19 protein-coding genes and 1 tRNA gene are annotated in these 17,855 nt (G+C 38.3%); 10 read left to right on the forward strand and 10 right to left on the reverse strand.

Features of this window, described 5'->3' with window-relative positions:
* The first annotated feature begins 39 nt into the window (after positions 1 to 39).
* On the forward strand, positions 40 to 1,206 hold the full coding sequence (gene metK, locus BLV99_RS04090; protein WP_086183419.1) for a methionine adenosyltransferase: 1,167 nt from the start codon (positions 40 to 42) through the stop codon (positions 1,204 to 1,206).
* Positions 1,207 to 1,258: 52 nt separating this feature from the next.
* Here the strand turns inward: metK and BLV99_RS04095 are convergent, their stop codons facing one another.
* On the reverse strand, positions 1,259 to 1,504 hold the full coding sequence (locus tag BLV99_RS04095) for a hypothetical protein (RefSeq protein ID WP_086164103.1): 246 nt from the start codon (positions 1,502 to 1,504) through the stop codon (positions 1,259 to 1,261).
* 321 nt (positions 1,505 to 1,825) lie between these two features.
* Here BLV99_RS04095 and BLV99_RS04100 point away from each other — a divergent pair, with 321 nt between their 5' ends.
* The gene (locus tag BLV99_RS04100) at positions 1,826 to 2,014 is read left to right on the forward strand and encodes a hypothetical protein (protein WP_092687966.1); all 189 of its coding nucleotides are present in this window, start codon (positions 1,826 to 1,828) and stop codon (positions 2,012 to 2,014) included.
* On the opposite strand, the gene BLV99_RS04105 is transcribed toward BLV99_RS04100, so the two are convergent.
* Together BLV99_RS04105 and BLV99_RS04110 are read right to left on the reverse strand one after the other, a co-directional pair.
* Entirely contained in the window at positions 2,011 to 2,646 is a 636-nt protein-coding gene (locus BLV99_RS04105) for a LysE family transporter (RefSeq protein WP_092687969.1), read from the reverse strand. The two genes, BLV99_RS04100 and BLV99_RS04105, sit on opposite strands and share 4 nt — an antisense overlap.
* A gap of 131 nt (positions 2,647 to 2,777) precedes the next feature.
* A complete protein-coding gene (locus BLV99_RS04110; protein ID WP_092687972.1) occupies positions 2,778 to 3,356 on the reverse strand; it encodes an FxsA family protein in 579 nt (192 codons plus the stop codon).
* 122 nt (positions 3,357 to 3,478) lie between these two features.
* Between BLV99_RS04110 and ruvC the strand changes: the two genes are divergently transcribed.
* Entirely contained in the window at positions 3,479 to 4,024 is a 546-nt protein-coding gene (ruvC, locus tag BLV99_RS04115) for a crossover junction endodeoxyribonuclease RuvC (RefSeq protein ID WP_086183423.1), read from the forward strand.
* Here ruvC and BLV99_RS04120 read toward each other — a convergent pair whose 3' ends face one another.
* The 3 genes from BLV99_RS04120 to BLV99_RS04130 are packed head-to-tail and all read right to left on the reverse strand — an operon-like array spanning position 4,025 to position 6,158.
* Positions 4,025 to 4,363 (reverse strand): hypothetical protein, encoded by a 339-nt coding sequence (locus BLV99_RS04120; RefSeq protein WP_171259147.1) that lies wholly within the window; start codon positions 4,361 to 4,363, stop codon positions 4,025 to 4,027.
* Positions 4,364 to 4,399: 36 nt separating this feature from the next.
* Positions 4,400 to 4,675 carry an acylphosphatase gene (locus tag BLV99_RS04125; protein WP_092687978.1) on the reverse strand — a complete coding sequence of 92 codons (276 nt, stop codon included), beginning with the start codon at positions 4,673 to 4,675 and terminating at the stop codon, positions 4,400 to 4,402.
* Positions 4,668 to 6,158 carry an NAD(P)H-hydrate dehydratase gene (locus BLV99_RS04130; protein WP_092687981.1) on the reverse strand — a complete coding sequence of 497 codons (1,491 nt, stop codon included), beginning with the start codon at positions 6,156 to 6,158 and terminating at the stop codon, positions 4,668 to 4,670. The genes BLV99_RS04125 and BLV99_RS04130 overlap by 8 nt, the downstream gene beginning before the upstream one ends.
* Before the next feature lie 22 nt (positions 6,159 to 6,180).
* Between BLV99_RS04130 and queG the strand changes: the two genes are divergently transcribed.
* Complete coding sequence (queG, locus tag BLV99_RS04135) at positions 6,181 to 7,275, forward strand: tRNA epoxyqueuosine(34) reductase QueG (RefSeq protein ID WP_086183427.1); 1,095 nt, start codon at positions 6,181 to 6,183, stop codon at positions 7,273 to 7,275.
* Between the two features lie 301 nt (positions 7,276 to 7,576).
* Positions 7,577 to 8,566 carry a biotin synthase BioB gene (bioB, locus tag BLV99_RS04140; RefSeq protein WP_086183428.1) on the forward strand — a complete coding sequence of 330 codons (990 nt, stop codon included), beginning with the start codon at positions 7,577 to 7,579 and terminating at the stop codon, positions 8,564 to 8,566.
* 58 nt (positions 8,567 to 8,624) lie between these two features.
* On the opposite strand, the gene BLV99_RS04145 is transcribed toward bioB, so the two are convergent.
* On the reverse strand, positions 8,625 to 8,849 hold the full coding sequence (locus tag BLV99_RS04145; protein ID WP_092687984.1) for a hypothetical protein: 225 nt from the start codon (positions 8,847 to 8,849) through the stop codon (positions 8,625 to 8,627).
* A 659-nt stretch (positions 8,850 to 9,508) separates the two neighbouring features.
* A tRNA-Ile gene (locus BLV99_RS04150) sits at positions 9,509 to 9,585 on the reverse strand.
* An 814-nt stretch (positions 9,586 to 10,399) separates the two neighbouring features.
* On the opposite strand from BLV99_RS04150, the gene BLV99_RS04155 reads away from it, so the two are divergent.
* Both BLV99_RS04155 and BLV99_RS04160 read left to right on the forward strand, forming a co-directional pair.
* Entirely contained in the window at positions 10,400 to 10,963 is a 564-nt protein-coding gene (locus BLV99_RS04155) for a 1-acyl-sn-glycerol-3-phosphate acyltransferase (protein ID WP_086183430.1), read from the forward strand.
* Between the two features lie 113 nt (positions 10,964 to 11,076).
* Positions 11,077 to 11,826: a YebC/PmpR family DNA-binding transcriptional regulator gene (locus BLV99_RS04160; protein WP_092687987.1), complete on the forward strand. Its 750-nt coding sequence runs from the start codon at positions 11,077 to 11,079 to the stop codon at positions 11,824 to 11,826.
* Between the two features lie 403 nt (positions 11,827 to 12,229).
* On the opposite strand, the gene BLV99_RS04170 is transcribed toward BLV99_RS04160, so the two are convergent.
* Positions 12,230 to 12,700: an Lrp/AsnC family transcriptional regulator gene (locus BLV99_RS04170; protein ID WP_086164124.1), complete on the reverse strand. Its 471-nt coding sequence runs from the start codon at positions 12,698 to 12,700 to the stop codon at positions 12,230 to 12,232.
* A 143-nt stretch (positions 12,701 to 12,843) separates the two neighbouring features.
* Entirely contained in the window at positions 12,844 to 13,608 is a 765-nt protein-coding gene (locus BLV99_RS04175; protein WP_092687993.1) for a glutathione S-transferase family protein, read from the reverse strand.
* Between the two features lie 381 nt (positions 13,609 to 13,989).
* Between BLV99_RS04175 and BLV99_RS04180 the strand changes: the two genes are divergently transcribed.
* From BLV99_RS04180 to BLV99_RS04190, 3 genes are read left to right on the forward strand one after another with little or no spacing between them, the layout of a single operon-like run.
* On the forward strand, positions 13,990 to 15,192 hold the full coding sequence (locus tag BLV99_RS04180) for an SfnB family sulfur acquisition oxidoreductase (RefSeq protein ID WP_092687996.1): 1,203 nt from the start codon (positions 13,990 to 13,992) through the stop codon (positions 15,190 to 15,192).
* A gap of 10 nt (positions 15,193 to 15,202) precedes the next feature.
* Entirely contained in the window at positions 15,203 to 16,426 is a 1,224-nt protein-coding gene (locus BLV99_RS04185) for an SfnB family sulfur acquisition oxidoreductase (RefSeq protein WP_092687999.1), read from the forward strand.
* Positions 16,426 to 17,850 carry an LLM class flavin-dependent oxidoreductase gene (locus tag BLV99_RS04190; RefSeq protein WP_092688002.1) on the forward strand — a complete coding sequence of 475 codons (1,425 nt, stop codon included), beginning with the start codon at positions 16,426 to 16,428 and terminating at the stop codon, positions 17,848 to 17,850. The genes BLV99_RS04185 and BLV99_RS04190 overlap by 1 nt, the downstream gene beginning before the upstream one ends.
* Positions 17,851 to 17,855: the final 5 nt, after the last annotated feature.

Below are 17,855 nucleotides of genomic sequence, written 5' to 3' on the forward strand. Positions count from 1 at the left end.
TAACATATTGCGTCTTTTGAATTAACTGTGATAGGACTTATGCGCGAGTACGCTGTATTTACCTCGGAATCTGTAAGCGAAGGTCATCCAGATAAAATGGCTGACCAAATCAGTGATGCTATTTTGGATGCAATCTTAACAGAAGACCCATTTGCACGGGTTGCTTGTGAAACGCTTGTCAAAACAGGTGCTGTAGTACTTGCGGGTGAAATCACAACAACAGCAAATGTTGACTTTGAAGCGATTGTACGTCAAACCGTAAATGGCATTGGCTATCATCATTCTGACCTCGGTTTTGATGGTTCAACTTGTGCTGTCATCAACATGATTGGTAAACAGTCTCCTGAAATTGCTCAGGGTGTTGACCGTCAAAAACCTGAAGATCAAGGTGCTGGCGATCAAGGCTTAATGTTTGGTTACGCAAGCCGCGAAACTGACGTTTTAATGCCTGCTCCTATTTCTTATGCACATCGCTTAATGGAAAAACAAGCTGAACTACGCCGTAATGGTCGTTTACCTTGGTTGCGTCCAGATGCTAAAAGTCAGGTGACTTTTGCCTATGAAAATGGCATGCCTGTTCGTTTAGATGCGGTTGTATTGTCAACCCAACACGATCCTGAAATTACTCAAGCAGCTTTAAAAGAAGCCGTGATTGAAGAAATTGTGAAAAAAGTGATTCCTGCTGAAATGTTCCATGCAGGCACTAAATTTCACATCAACCCAACAGGGATGTTTGTGATTGGTGGTCCTGTAGGTGACTGTGGCTTAACGGGTCGTAAAATTATTGTCGATACTTACGGCGGTATGGCGCGTCATGGCGGCGGTGCTTTCTCTGGTAAAGATCCATCTAAAGTTGACCGTTCTGCTGCTTATGCAGGTCGTTATGTTGCAAAAAATATTGTTGCAGCAGGTCTTGCTGATAAATGTGAAATTCAAGTGTCTTATGCTATTGGCGTGGCAGAGCCAACTTCAATTTCAATCAATACTTTTAATACAGCTAAAGTTTCTGAAGAACTGATTATTCAATTGGTTCGTGAACATTTTGACTTACGTCCATACGGGATTACCCGCATGTTAGACTTGATTCAACCGATGTATAAGCAAACTGCTGCCTATGGTCACTTTGGCCGTGAAGGTTCAGACACTGCATTTACTTGGGAAAAAACAGATAAAGTGGAAGCGCTTAAAGCATCTGCTGGACTGTAATTTTGTTATAAAAAAGCCCACATCATGTGGGCTTTTTTTGTTGCAAAAATATTCATTGCTTATTTTTTTCACCTTGTTGTAAAACCGTTAATAATGAAGTTTGAACTGGTGTTTCCTGATGATCCTTTAAATAAATATGAACGACTTTAAAGACAATCACTGCTGCTAAGCAGGTTAAAATACAAAAAATCCAGAAACCATAGGGACTTCTAATATTATGCGAACCGCAATTTATACATTCCTTATCAGTTGATTCAACAACCCGATTACAACAAGCACAATGGTATTGATATAGCATAAGGATGCTCCTACATTACGCATTTTTGTTTTTATATTTCCATCATGCTTTATGATGATGTGTAATATCCATAAAATAGTATGTGAGTCTGCCTATGGATACAATAGTGTTTATCCATAGCTAAAAAAGCCTTTGAAAATATATCCCCAAATTTCCGACATAAGCTCTTTATTTATATTAAAAAATATGAATGCATAATAAGCTGACACGACATTGTTTGTAACACAATCAAGTACATCAAAATTTAAAGATTAAGCTTGTAAAACCCACATTCGCTCTACCTTTTTCGTTAAAATAACAGGCCATAATTTAGAGTTTATGATGATGCAACTGATTAAAAAAGGGGGTTTACGCGAACGTGCAAACCGTAGTCGCAGCTATAAAGGTTCAGAAAATACTGAAACAACCTTGAAACCAAATCGTTACTCTCAAGTCAAAAAAAGTGAGGAAATAACCACGGTTACTCCCCCATCTACTCAAATGGATGATGACTCTACACAACAAAACTAAAGCAGTGCCAGCACGTCATACCACAACCAAAGGGCAAAAAGCAGGAACAGTCCACCTGAAATAATATCAATATAACTACCTGAGCGCTGATATGCCTGTTTAATTTTAGGCATAGATAAAATCAGCATTAAAACCGTAAACACGATAAACGTTTGAACTGGAATAATCAGCGCCAACTGGGTTTTTAAATGATCTGATGCGGCAGAACTTAAAGCTAAAGAAAATACGCTGCTAAAATAAATCAGTGTTTTAGGATTGGCTAAATTGGTCATTAGCCCCAATAGAAAATAATTTTTCGTATCCAATACGCTCACGTCTACGTCTTCATAACCTAAGCTTTGCTTACGCTGTTTCAAACCGCCAGTTAACATTGCCCAGCCCATACGAGCCAAAAACAATCCTCCAACAAGCATTAAAATGTGTTGTATCCATGGAAACTGTTCAATCAGTACTGTAAAACCAAGCAGCGTTAAAACCACCCAAACCACAATACCCACAGAAATACCTAAAATAATTTTTAATATATTTGCCCTTGAAGTTGACGCTGAACTTTTGGCAATCAATAAAATATCGGGGCCGGGACTAAGCTGTGCAACAAAATGAAGGGCGCAAATGGTCAAAAGCAATGACATAACAATCAGGAAGATTTTTAAAACGCATATTATATCGTTTGTTCAATTTTTTGCATGTCTCCTCGCCCTAAATTCAGCCAATAAAAAAGCCGAATCATCATAATTCGGCTTATCAAAAGAAATAGATAAATTTATTTATTGACGTCTTTCATTTCAATTTTTTGAACATCAGGGGTGATTTCACGTGCTTCACCATCAATAATGCTCGAGTCCTGACGCTGTGAACCGCCTTGTTGTTGCATATCTTGCATTTGGCGCATTAAGTCTGCAAATGGATTTTGACCTTGAGCACCTCCGCCCATACCATTCATATCGCCCATCATGCCACCCATCATTTTATCCATCATGGCTTGCTGACGTTTTGCCATCGTTTTCATCATGACATTTTTAAAAATATTTTGAACACTCGGAATCAAAATTAATACTGCTAAAACATCGGTAATCAAACCGGGAATGAGCAAGAAAAATCCTGCTAAAATTTTGGGTAGATTTGAAGTTAACGCAGGATCACCTGTCATTTGCCCCATACGCATTTGCTGCATCTGAGGCATTAAACCAGCCGAATATTTACGAATCAAATTCATACCCATAAAAAAGGCAGCAATAAACCAGAAAAATACGTACCACATACTGCCGACGAGGTCACCCACGCCAATCCAGACAAATACTTCTAGAATTAAGCCAGCCAAAACAATAAGAAATAATTTCATAAAAATTAATCTAATCTCAACAAAATAAATAGGGTGCAATATTCAAGTGCTTAATCAGGATCAAGCTTTTTTGATACGCTTATGTAACAATATGGGCATTATTCTATTTTTAAAGTCTTTGTATGTCATTAATTATTGGTATCGATCCGGGTTCTCGCTTAACTGGCTACGGTATTATCGAAAAAAATGGGCAAAAATTGACTTTTGTAGATGCTGGAACCATTCGTACCGAAACCCCTGAAATGCCTGAACGCTTGAAACGCATTTTTGCTGGGATTGAACGTATTGTTAAATTTCATGGCCCAACCGAAGCTGCGGTCGAACAAGTGTTTATGGCTCAAAACCCCGACTCTGCCCTTAAACTGGGGCAAGCGCGTGGCGCAGCGATTGCCGCTTTAGTCAATTCTGACGTGCAAGTGGCTGAATATACAGCTCGGCAAATCAAACAATCCGTTGTCGGTTATGGTGCCGCAGATAAAGAACAAGTTCAAATGATGGTGATGCGTATTTTAAATTTAAGCATTAAACCGCAACAAGATGCTGCCGATGCTTTAGCCGCTGCAATTTGCCATGCGCATGCCGCAGGCAGTATGAGTAAAATGGCGGTGTTAAATGCACTAGGCGGCATGGCACGAGGTCGCAGCCGTTCGAGTAGTAGAAGACGTTAATTAACTATTTTGAAGATAAGGCGCAAAATCTTTGCGCATTTCCCGTAGTGAAGGTTGCTTGGGGTAAGTGAAAGTCACCCTACGGCCAAAACTCCGCATATTCTTTTTCTGATTGGGATCAATTCGGATTAAAACCAATTCATCTGGCTGATGATCATCACTCACCTCACAAATCATAATGGTTTGGCTTCTTTCAATCACGTGATATTGACTAAACTCTTTCTGTACCATGTCCTTAAACGATATTTTGCTTGGGCTTGCATTAGCACGTTGGGTATAAATCACCAGAAAAATACAAAATACGACAACTATCGCCACGACCCAATATTTATCCATCATGTTCACCTTGTATTTTTATTGTTATAAAAATGAGCGTTAACGCAACATGTTAAATCCGACAAAATTTTGCTCATGAGCTAAAATAATCTGAAACACCTGAACCACTTCTGCACGCGGTGGCCCATCATAACTCCGTGAAATCAGCTCTTGAAGGACATCAAAATGCCCAACAATCACAGCTTCAACCTCACCTGAATCTAGGTTTTTAACATAACCTGTTAACGCGAGTGCTAAAGCCTGCTGCTCAAACCAACGACGATAGCCCACACCTTGAACCCGACCTCGAATAATGAGCTTAATGGCTTTATTCATAAGCATGCTGCATATTAACCACATGATAAACAGCTTCATTCATATGATGTGCCTGCAACCCACGCATCCCCTTTGCAGCTAACCAATCACCCGCTAAGGCATGTAAAGTGACAATTTCATGCAGCTGAATTTGATGACCCCATTGCGCTTTTAAACTCGCAATCATCCCTGCCAATACATCCCCCATACCGCCGGTTCCCATCCCCGCATTGCCCGCCGTACAAATCCACAGTTGATCTTCCAAAATCAGGCTTCCTGCACCTTTCAGCACCCATTGTCCGGCATATTTTTCTTTTAATGCATAAATAGCCACAATTCGATCATTTTCGATGTCTTGAATCGAACAATTTAACAATTTTGCAGCTTCACCGGGATGCGGTGTTAAATATGAATCTGCTTTTAATTCTTCAGGGTGATTGGCTAAAAACCAAAGTGCATCCGCATCTAATACCACTTGCAAGTGTTCAGTGCTATTTATTTTCGGAAACCATTTTAAATATTGTTGCTCTGACCACGTATCACGCCCCAAGCCCATGCCAAAACTCACTACATCGACATGATCTAATAACAATTGAATCTCTGCCTTGGTCAAAGCATTGATATCACGCAGCATAATATTGGGTGAGCGCGCTAAAATAGCTGTGTGATGTTTCTCATGACAAACAATGGTTACTTTTCCCGCACCAGCGCTAAAGGCTGCTTCGGCTGCCATCATCACCGCACCGCCCATATCGGCATGTCCACCAATCAAAAGTACATGACCATAACTCCCCTTATGACCAAAAGCCTCACGTTGTGGCAGTGCAATGGCGGTTTTAGAAAGTTGCGCGAGTGGTTTTAATGCCACATCTGGAGGAATTAGGGAAATGACTTCCACCTGACCAGCAAACTCTTTCCCTTGTCCTGTAAACAATCCTGCTTTAAGCCCTAAGGCAACATATGAGTAATCGGCTTTAATCGCACATGGTAAGGGCTGACCAGTATTGGCATGCAAGCCGCTCGGAATATCAATGGCTATTTTCAAGCCCGTTTGAACATTGATATGCTGAATAATTTTTTGCCAATCTGCACTTAATGCACGGTTTAAACCAATCCCAAATAATGCATCGATATAACAATCATATTGTTTTTGAAATTCAAAACCAGCATAAATTTTTATTTCTGCATCTACCGCTTCTTGATAAGCCGTATGTAAATCGGTTGATGCACCTAATTCAGCTGCATAAATATCTACATCAAAACCAAATTGTTTTAAATATTTTGCGGTTAAATAGCCATCACCTGCATTGTTGCCTTGCCCACAGCACAGAGTGATCTGTTGTATATGACGTTGTTTTAAAATAGGTACTAAACGCTGCGTAATCATCCAAGCCACTTGCTGCATTAAGGCATAAGAACTGTTTTGTTTGGCAAACCAGCGTTGCTCCCATGCTTGAATACTTTGGCTATCATAAACAGGGCTATGATAAACTTGTTGATGCATTGTTCTTTCCTTCTTATAAATTATGGCTTCATCTACACCGTCACAAAAAATCCCCTTAGATCAAAATGATCCTGAGACACTCAAAGCATGGATTAAAGCGCAAGCTTTGGAATTAGGCTTTAGTGATTGTGTCATTGCCAAACCAGATGCTCAAGAAGAATTGCCACGTTTTCAAGAATATCTAAAACGGGGTTATCATGGCGATATGAAGTTTTTGGAAGAAAATTTAGAAAAACGTGCTGATCCAACCTTACTGGTTCCCGGCACCAAAAGCATTATTTGTGTACGAATGAATTATTTGGTGGAAACACCCAAACCTCGCTATGTCCCAGATGAACCGAATTTAGCCATTATCGCGCGCTATGCCCGTGGTCGGGATTATCACAAGGTCATGCGTGGTCGTTTAAAAACATTAGCCAGCAAAATTCGTGAAAAAGTGGGTGATTTTGAATCACGCCCTTTTGCAGACTCGGCCCCCATCTTTGAAAAGTCTTTAGCAGAAAATGCAGGTATGGGCTGGACGGGTAAACACACCTTATTAATTCACAAAAAATCTGGTTCATTTTTTGTCTTGGGAGAGTTATTTACCTCACTGGATTTACCTTTCGACTCTCCCACAACCAAGCATTGTGGTTCTTGTACTGCGTGTATTGATATTTGTCCAACACAAGCCATTGTTGAGCCTTATATGCTCGACGCACGTAAATGTATTGCTTATTTAACCATTGAATATCAGGGCATTATTCCCGAAGAATTACGCCGTGGTATTGGTAATCGTGTATTTGGTTGTGATGACTGTCAGCTGATTTGTCCGTGGAATAGTTTTGCTAAAAAAGCCACAATTGAAGATTTTAATCCACGACACGATTTAGATCAGAGCAGTTTACTGGATTTATGGCATTGGGATGAGACCACCTTTTTAGCCAACACTGAAGGGAGTCCACTACGACGCACGGGTTATCAAAGTTTTATGCGAAATATTGCGATTGGCTTAGGTAATGCCCCTTTTTCTAATGAAATACTTGCAACATTGCAACAAACACGTGAACAATATGATGAGATTGTGCAAGTCCATATTGATTGGGCAATTCAAGAACAACTGGCTAAATTTTGTTAAATTCAAAACAAAACAAATGACACTTCCTTTGTTTTAATCTTTTCTAGATATCAACAAAGTTTTCACTGTAGAAAAAAAATAGCATCCAGTTCACAACAACTTTACAAATAACACTAAAAAATATTGTGACTATATTTACAATAAATAGCCTTACTTTGTAACTAAATTATCAATCTCATAATTTACAATATTGACAAAAACCAATCGATAGATACTATAATATTTGGTTTTTTATGCCTTTAGATTTCATATAAATTAGGTATGATAAATAATAAATAATGATGATTATGGATTTTCACCAATGAATGTACGTAATGACTGGTCACGCGAAGAAATTCAGGCTTTATATAATCAGCCCTTTTTAGATTTAATTTTTGAAGCACAGCGCATTCATCGTGAACACTTTGATCCAAATACAATCCAAGTTAGCACACTGCTTTCAATCAAAACAGGTAAATGTCCTGAAGATTGCAAATATTGCTCACAGTCAGCACGTTACGATTCAAAACTCGAAGCTGAAAAACGCATAGCTGTAGATAAAGTTATTCAAGAAGCAAAAGAAGCATTAGCTTCTGGTTCTTCACGTTTTTGTATGGGTGCTGCTTGGCGTAATCCACACGAACGTGATATGCCTTATGTATTAGAAATGGTCAGCGAAGTTAAAGCATTGGGCTTAGAAACCTGTATGACTTTAGGCATGCTCAATCAATCACAAGCTGAACGCTTAAATGAAGCGGGTTTGGATTACTACAACCACAATTTAGATACATCACGTGAATATTATTCAAATATTATCACTACACGCACTTTTGATGATCGCTTAAACACTTTAGATTTTGTCCGTCAAGCTGGCATGAAAGTCTGTAGTGGCGGAATTGTCGGTCTAGGTGAAACCAAGCAAGATCGTATTGGTTTATTACATGAATTGGCAACTTTAGCCATTCATCCTGAATCTGTTCCTATCAATATGCTGGTTCCAATTGAAGGTACGCCACTTGCAGATGTTGAAAAACTGGATGTAACAGAATGGATTCGCACGATTGCTGTTGCACGCATTATTATGCCAAAAAGCTATATTCGCCTTTCTGCTGGGCGTGAATCTTTATCTGATTCTGATCAAGCTCTGGCATTTATGGCGGGTGCGAACTCTCTTTTCTCTGGTGAAAAGCTGTTAACAACCCCGAATGCAGGTGAAGGTCGAGATAAACAATTATTTGATAAGTTAGGTTTGATTGCTGAAAAAGCCAAACCGCGTATTCAAGAATTATCTGTAGATGCTATGGCAAGCTAAGTTATTCATACCTGCCGTTTTTAAAAAAGCCCCTTGTGGGCTTTTTTTATTGATTTAATTATTTTACAAAGTTATGTGCCGTAATTAAAATACCATAGCTTGCATTCAAATAATCACCTCTGCGAATACTATCGACTCCATTGGCATGATGTACCAGCAATTCTTGAGTAATCGCATCATAAGTGAAAGAATCAAAACTATCTTGATGATGACATAACCACGTCAATGTATCTGGCAAATACTCATCGACAATATAAGTTTGTGCTTTAAAATCTTTGTTCATTGACATATTTCTATCTGGCTAGGTGAAGATTATTGCTTTTATGCTTATAAAAGGCTTTGTTACACAAAGCGATCGTAGCTGATGTTCATTATTACTATTTTTTATTTCCTAAAAAACTAAAAAGTGAGCTTAAAGCTCACTTTCTATCACTATAAATTAAAGTTATTGATTAACTTTACTCATCCTTCATTCCCTATGTTCTCCTATTTCTTCCATGTGCTCATTTTCGTAAACATGTAAACAAAATAATCTCAGTAGCAATTGAAGCATCTTTTAAATTTCCTTCTGCTTGTTTTTTAATTTAGCTTACTAAAAATACATTTCATCCTAAAATGTATCTGTGATTAAAAAACCACACCCATTTATTAACATATTTTTTTGATCATGCAAACAATCTTGCAATAATTATTATTGTAAATTACAAAATAAAAGCACTTTTAACGCCAAAATACAGATTATTTTTCATTCAATACTCATGAAATTCAGAACGTAATAAAATTATCTGGGCTAAATACTTGAGTAGATTCATGAAAAATTATGTAGTGCAAAATGAGAAACAAAACAGTGCAAAATAGGCCAAAAACTTGCACATAGTGCTTACATAAATTCAGACATTAAAAAACCACTTAGGATTAGTACACCTAAGTGGTTGTTTTATTTGGTGGGCCCAGACAGACTTGAACTGTCGACCAACGGATTATGAGTCCGCTGCTCTAACCAACTGAGCTATAGGCCCTTATAAGCTGAATTTGTTATATATCAACAAGTTCAAGCGAGGCAATACTAACGAAAATTGTTTCAAAAAACAAGCATTTTTGTTTCCACTTGCACAGTAACACAACAATTATTTCACACTTTTATTTTGACGTTTATATTTTGATCAAATCAAAATAATATCTCCAAGACTAAGTCTTGGTATTATTGATATTAATCAAGAAAATTTATTGTATTTAACAGATCATAAATGCCAACTCAGCCACCCAAGTATTGAAATTAATCACGGATAGAGCAATTATTTAATTATACCTATAAAGTCTAAATAAAATAATTCAACAACGATGCAAAATAGCACTTTAAGAATAAAAGTAGAACAATGCTGATTAAAAAATTAACTTTTTATCTACTTACGAACCAAAGTTACGTTCTTTACGAGATTCCAAACAAATTTCGATTAAAGACCATACAACCACCAACATAAATAGCCCAAAAGCCAATAGAAAAGTTGAAAAATACATCATTCTTTTCATTCCTCATTAAACATATGCCAAAGTTGAACAATTTGTTCAAAAGCTCTTATCTTCGACAAAAGTCTAATAGGTATTTTTTGATCTGGATAGTCATTTTCAATCAAAATTAAGTCTTAATTTATATCATCTTATTTATTTTAAATATCAATTAATGCCCATTTATATATAAAAACAATTAGTCTCGCCATTTTCCAAACATATCTAGACAAATGTATTTATTTGTCATTTTAAGCTTATATGCTCTTGACTCTAAATCAGAACAAGCAGAAATTAGCCCACTTTCATATTGCCTAATTTCCTTCTATGTTAAAAAAATTTATTGGTGAATCTGCATTTAAAATTGCGGGATGGAACTATCATATAGAACCAGATGTACTTGAAAACAAACAAGTGATCGTTGGCTTTGAACATACATCTATGTTGGATGCAGTGCTTTCTCTGGCTCTGTTCCAAATTTTTGATATGAAAATTCATACCCTAATTAAAAAAGAATTATTTAAAGGGCCAATGAAACCATTATTAAAAGCACTGGGAGGAATTGCAGTCGATCGTAAATCCAATCAAGATATTGTTTCGCTTATGGTTGAGCATTTTCAACAAAATGAAAAATTCAACTTGGTGATTGCCCCAGAAGCCACACGTGCAAAGCCTGGTGAAGCGCGACGTCCAATTCGTACAGGATTTTGGCATATTGCTAAAGCAGCAAATGTCCCTATTGTTTTAATGTATGCCAATTCAAAAACTAAACAAGGTGGAATTTTAGGGAAAATATACCCAACAGAGATTAACCATGACTTAGCACTGTTAAAACAACTTTATAAAGATAAGGTCGATTTGGATATTATTATTCCTGAAGCTAAAAACTAAGTTCTATTTGTTTAAAAACTCAAAAGCTAGCCCTTTCTAAGAAAAAAGGGCTTATGGTAGAATTTAACACATTCGATTAGGCATACAGCCAATCTACAAGGAGCATATTTCGCATGGCGGGTCATTCCAAGTGGGCTAACATTAAGCATCGTAAAGCAAAACAAGATGCTAGCCGTGGTAAAGTTTTTACCAAATATATTCGTGAATTAACCACAGCTGCAAAGCTCGGTGGTCCCGATGCAGCAAGTAACCCGCGTCTTCGTGCTGTAGTTGAAAAAGCATTATCTGTAAATATGACACGTGATGTGATTAACCGTGCCATTCAACGTGGTGCGGGTGGTGAAGATAATGACGATTTAAAAGAAGTTACTTACGAAGGTTATGGCGTTGGTGGTGTTGCCGTTATTGTTGAAACAATGACTGATAACTTAAACCGTACTGTACCTGATGTACGTCACTGTTTTTCCAAAACCAATGGTAATTTGGGTACAGCAGGTTCGGTTGCATATCTCTTTACGAAACGTGGTGAAATTACTTTTGAAGATGTTTCTTTAGAAGATAAAATCATGGACGTGGCTTTAGAAGCTGGCGCTGAAGACATTGAAGTCAGTGAAGATGAAATCTTAGTTATCACCACACCTGAAAGCTTCGGTGATGTTCAAGATGCCTTAACTGCCGCAGGATTGAAATCTGATAATGCTGAAGTGGTGATGAACCCATCAACCAAAGCTGAAATTACAGACATTGATCAAGCAAAAATGATTTTAAAAATGATTGATATGTTTGAAGACCTTGATGATGTTCAGAACGTGTATACCAATGTTGAATTCTCAGATGAAGTTTTAGAACAATTGGATGCTTAATCTAATCAGTTGGCTTTAAATCTGTGATAAAAAAACGCACATATTCGTGCGTTTTTTTATATGTTTTATGAAAGCTTATGCTTTTTATAAAGGTGCCTTAATCATATACACATGCACAAACAACACCAACGCACCTGTCAATAGCAGACAAAAAAACCAGAGAATACATGCCAATATCATTCGCAATACCCATTTTTTGTAAATCGAAAAATGCTTAAATAAAGGTATTGTTCCCCATAACCAAAAAATATATTGAGAAATCAGCAACAAATAATCAAAACAACGATGTGATGACTGTTGTCCTAATTGAACATAAATGAAATCTACTATGAGCCAAATCAGTATGCTGATTAAGCCCATATAAACAAAGCGGCTAAGCTGCACTGTCCCAAACCATTAAACTTTATAGCTTGCTGAGCAAACCACTACAGTTAAAAACATTATATTCTTTAATCACAAAACTAGAATGTAGTGCTACAACGTGTTCAATTTTACCAATACGTTTGAGTAAAATTTCACTGTAATTTTCCATATCACGCGCAATCACTTCCACAATAAAATCCGCAGATTGTCCTGTCACCAAAAATGCGTTAATCACTTCTGGAATATTTTCCAACTCTTCCAAGAACTTGGCAAAAGTATCTGTATCATGCCGACTTAAGGAAACCTGTAATAGGACATGCAGGCTAAAACCTAGCTTTTTATAATTTAAATCACGCTTTAATCCAGAGATGATATTATTTTCAATCAAATGCTTAATGCGACGATGCACCGAACTTACAGAAAGATTAATGCGTTCAGAAAGCTCATTTAGATTAAGATCTTCATTGGTTAAAATTTCAAGAATTTGTTTATCAAAACGATCCAGTTCCATCATAAGCTCCACGATGTTTATATGTTTGAGATAATGCAAACGATGTCTTTAGAAATATTTTCAACATAATTTTTAGGAAAAATAAACACCTACTCCCTTCTCTCGACTACAAGTGAGAAATTAAGGTATTTTATTTTACAATATTAAACGCCACGCCAGTCGACACGGGCATTACGCTCCGTTTGATAAATACGCAAGACATATTGCCCTAAAGGTAAGTTGGTCAAAAAAGCCTTATATTGCATGAACTCATCGGATAGATTTTCACCACGTTCTTTTTCCCACGGCGTACCTGCAATTTCTAACAACGGCGCAAGCATTGAACACACTGCAATATCTGCCAAACCGAGGCGCTCGCCAACAAAATAACGCCCATGATTTTCAATAAGACGCTGATTTAAAATATCAACTAAAATATCCATGCGTTGTTTTGATTCAGCCACTTTATCCGAATTAAGTTGATAGCCTCTTGAGAGTATTGCCTTCATAATCGGTTTTGAATATTTTTCAAACTGACGTAAATAGCCTTTTTCCCCAATCATAATATCAAGCGATTCTGCACTTTCAGTTAAAGTATGCGCTAACCCCCAACGTCGAACATGCATGCCAAGCTCTGCCGCTTGCTCATTAATTTCTAGCGCTAAATCACGCTGTTGTACATCAGAACGGAGTAAAGAATGTTCTGGATAAACCTCATCTAAATACAATGCAATTTTGGTCGAATCTGCAATCCAATGGTCTTGGTCACGTAAAATAGGTAAGCGATTTTGCCCTGTTTTTAATTGCGCAAATGCGCGATGCACACCAGGGATCAAATTATGTGCAACATAGTCTAACTCTTTATGATCGAGCAACCAGCGAGCTTTCTCACAAAAATGAGATAAAGGAAACTGGTATAAAGTTCGCATAAATTCTCCGCAATTTATTTTTTAGTTCTGGTCATCAATATAACCATCAACATTCATCGAATACTTTAGTCACCCTACCTTAGAAATACAATGTACTTTTCTGCAAAAATAGATGCATACAACTCCATGCTATATCATTTATTTTTATACCTTTTTTTCTTTTCATTATCATCAAAGTAGATAAACCGATTAATTAAAACTCAAGCAAAAACTATTGTAAGACAAAATAATGTTGGTTTTTAAACACTTAGCATAGTTGAATTTATTCAAAATCTAGCACTTTATCTCTTAAACATCATTTTTCATAAGCTTTGCAAAAGCAATTGCTTAATTTTAAATTCAATTGGCTGTAGCGTTTTGATATCTATTTAAGGTGTCATTATGTCTCATTTAATTTCTGACAATGTTCATGTGGTTGAAAATGACCAAGGTGCGATTAATGCAGCGTATCAAGTTGCAGATTTTGCTCTAGAAGGTCGTAATGAACGTGATCAAAAACGTCTATTGCCTTTTGCTGAAATTGATTTATTCAGTGCAAAGGGTTTGGGTGGAATTCGTATTCCAGAAAAATTTGGCGGTGCTTTTGTCTCTAATAAAACTTTGGCGCATGTTTTTCGTATTTTGAATAAAGCCGATTCAAGTGTTGGGCAAATTCCACAAAATCAAATTGCTCTGCTGAATATGATCAATATTATGGGTACAGAACAACAAAAGACATTTATTTTTAATGAAATTTTACAAGGCAAACGTTTAGCCAATGGTGGCCCAGAACGCCACACCAAAGATACCAAAACCCTAAACACAACGTTAACAATCGAAAATAATCGTTACTTTGTTGATGGTGAAAAGTTCTACTCCACAGGCAGCAGTTTTGCCCATTGGTTGGCGATTAAAGCCATTCATCCCGAAGGTCATGTGGTTCTGACTATTATTAATCGTCAGGCAACAGGCGTTGAAATCATTGATAACTGGAATGGTTTTGGTCAACGTACAACATCAAGCGGCACAGTCAAACTGAATCAGGTCGAAATTGATCCATTCTTAATTTTTGATGAACGTCTACTTGGTAATACAGCAAATTATCGTGGTGCCTATTCGCAACTATTGCAAGTTGCTATTGATGTCGGCATTGCTGAAGCAGCTTTTGCCGAGACCTTAACGGCTGTACAAAAAGCACGCCCTATTGTGGATGCCCATGTCGAAAAAGCCAGTTTTGAGCATTACACCTTACAAGAAGTGGGTAAGTCCAACGTATTACTGGATGCTGCTATTTTATTACTCGATAAAGCCGCTGAATATTTAGATGAACTAGATGCACTCGATGAAGTCACGGATGAACAAGCAGCTCAAGCATCCATTTTAGTTGCAGAAGCAAAAATTTATGCCAATGATGCCGCCCTTCATATTTCAGAAAAACTTTTAGAGCTGGGTGGCAGCCGTTCAAGTTTAAGTCAGCATAATTTAGATCAGCATTGGCGCAATGCCCGTGTACATACCTTGCACGATCCTGTGCGTTGGAAATTACATGCCTTAGGGGACTATTACCTGAATCACACCTTCCCTGCACGTCACGCTTGGATTTAAGGATAAAAACATGACTTCATATCAAAAACTCTCCCCATCAAAAGATCAATCATTGGCTCAGGCGCATATTATTCAATCCGATGCTGAAGCTTTGGACATTGCACACGCTTTAGCAGAACAGTTTAAAGGCAATGCTGTACAACGCGATGCACAGCGCATTTTACCTTTTCAAGAAATTGAAGTATACAGCCAGTCTGGCTTATGGGCGATTACTGTGCCGAAGCAATACGGTGGTGCAGAAGTTTCCAGCCTTACGGTTGCCAAAATTATTGCCTTAATGAGTGGTGTCGATGGTTCAATTGGTCAGATTCCACAAAATCATTTTTATGCTTTGGAAGTGCTCAGAAATACCGGCACAGAACAACAGAAGCAAAAACTCTATGCCGAAGTTTTAAAAGGGGCTCGTTTTGGTAATGCCTTAGCAGAATTTAAAACCAAAAATGCAACGCAAAAGCAAACCGCAATCACTCCAACCGAACATGGCTTTGTGGTCAATGGGGAAAAGTTTTATTGCACAGGCAGTTTGTTTGCACATCGTATTCCAACCTTAGTCAAAGATTATGAAAATCGTGAATTTTTAGCCTTTATTGCACGTGAAAGTGAAGGTCTAGAATTGATTGATGACTGGTCTGGTTTCGGACAACGCACCACAGGTAGCGGCACGGTCAAATTCAATAATGTTCAGGTTGCAGCAGAAGACATTATTCCCTTTGATAGCGCCTTTAGCCAAGCCACTTTGGTCGGCCCATTTGCACAAATTATGCATGCAGCCATTGAAACGGGTATTGCTCGTGCGGCTTTTGAAGAAACCCTGCATCGTGTCCGTCAAGCACGCCCGTGGATTGATTCGGGTGTTGACCAAGCCACGGCTGATCCACTCACCCTATTTGAACTAGGTCGCATTGTTGCCGATGTCCGTGCCAGTGAAGTGTTATTAAAACAAGCGGCACGTTCGATTGATGCTGCAAAACCACAGCCCACTGCTGCAAATATTGCCAAAGCCTCGTTAGATGTGGCAAAGGTACGTGCCCACAGTACCGAAACAGCATTAAAAGCATCATCTAAGTTAATTGAACTGGCAGGCAGTCGTGGCAGCCAACGTGAAGATGGGCTGGATCGTTTCTGGCGCAATGCGCGTGTACACACGTTGCATGATGCATCTCGTTGGAAATACTATTTCATCGCAAACCATCTATTAAACGGTGTATTGCCACCACGTCGAGGAACATTGTAATGACCAATTCCTCAACCTCAAATACGCCCAAAAAAATCTTGCTCAATGCGTTTGATATGAACAGCGTCGGTCATATTAATCATGGTTTATGGACGCATCCACGTGATGAATCTCATCGTTTTAATGAACTGAGCTATTGGACTGATTTAGCGCAAACCTTAGAAAAAGGTTTGTTTGATGGCTTATTTATTGCTGACATTACCGGTGTTTATGATGTCTACCAAAATGGCATTGATCTCACTTTAAAAGAATCCATTCAACTGCCTAGTCATGATCCAACCACATTGGTTTCAGCGATGGCAGCAGTCACACAAAACTTAGGTTTTGGCATAACCGTTAACTTAAGTTATGAATCGCCTTATCAGTTTGCCCGCCGCTTCGCCAGTCTGGATCATTTAACTCAAGGGCGAATTGGCTGGAATATTGTCACTGGATATTTGGACAGTGCGGAACGACTGATTGGACAAAAAGGTTTAAAAGACCATGACCTTCGCTATGCACAAGCCGAAGAGTTTCTGGAACTTTGCTATAAATTTTGGGAAGGTTCTTGGGAAAATGATGCCGTTTTAAAAGACAAAAAACAGCGTATTTTTACTGATCCATCCAAAGTGCATCAGGTACAGCACCAAGGGCAGTTTTACCAAAGCCAAGGGGTGTTTCAAGTTTCACCGTCGAGTCAGCGGACACCGGTGTTATTTCAAGCTGGTGCATCACCACGTGGTTTAACCTTTGCCACACAACATGCAGAAGGTCTATTTATTGGCGGTGATCGACCAGAGAAAATTAAACAACAGGTCGATCAAATTCGCAATCAGGCCACTGCACAAGGTCGCAATGCTGAAGCCGTTAAAATTTTTGTTGGCATTACCGTGGTGACTGCCGAAACGGATGAACTGGCACAGCAAAAACTGGATGAATATATTCGCTATGCCAGTCCTGAAGCAGGTCTGGCGCACTTTTCTAGCTCAGTGGGTATGGATCTGTCTCAATTTGCAGATAATGAAACCATTCCCTATCAGCAGACCAACAGTATCGCGTCAGTCAATAACAAGTTTAAAGAACAAAGTATCAGTAAAAATGATTTAAAAGCGCAGCATGTATTGGGTGGACGCTATCCACTGATTGTCGGTAGTGGCGCGACTGTGGCTGAAAAACTGATTCAGTTGATGGATGACACAGGCATTGATGGTTTTAATTTGACCCGTACCGTTGCCCCTGAGTCACATCATGATTTTATCCAGTGGGTAATTCCACAACTGCAACAACGTGGGCGATATAAAACTGCATATGAAAATGGCAGTTTAAGGCACAAACTTTTTCAGCAAGGTGACCGATTGTCTGCTTCACATCCTGTTCAACAATTTCGATGTCAAAGCACCGCCTCAACTTCGAACTCCAACTTAAATCAAAAACAAAGCGCATAAATTTT

The organism is Acinetobacter kyonggiensis, assembly GCF_900107285.1.
GTDB lineage: Bacteria > Pseudomonadota > Gammaproteobacteria > Pseudomonadales > Moraxellaceae > Acinetobacter > Acinetobacter kyonggiensis.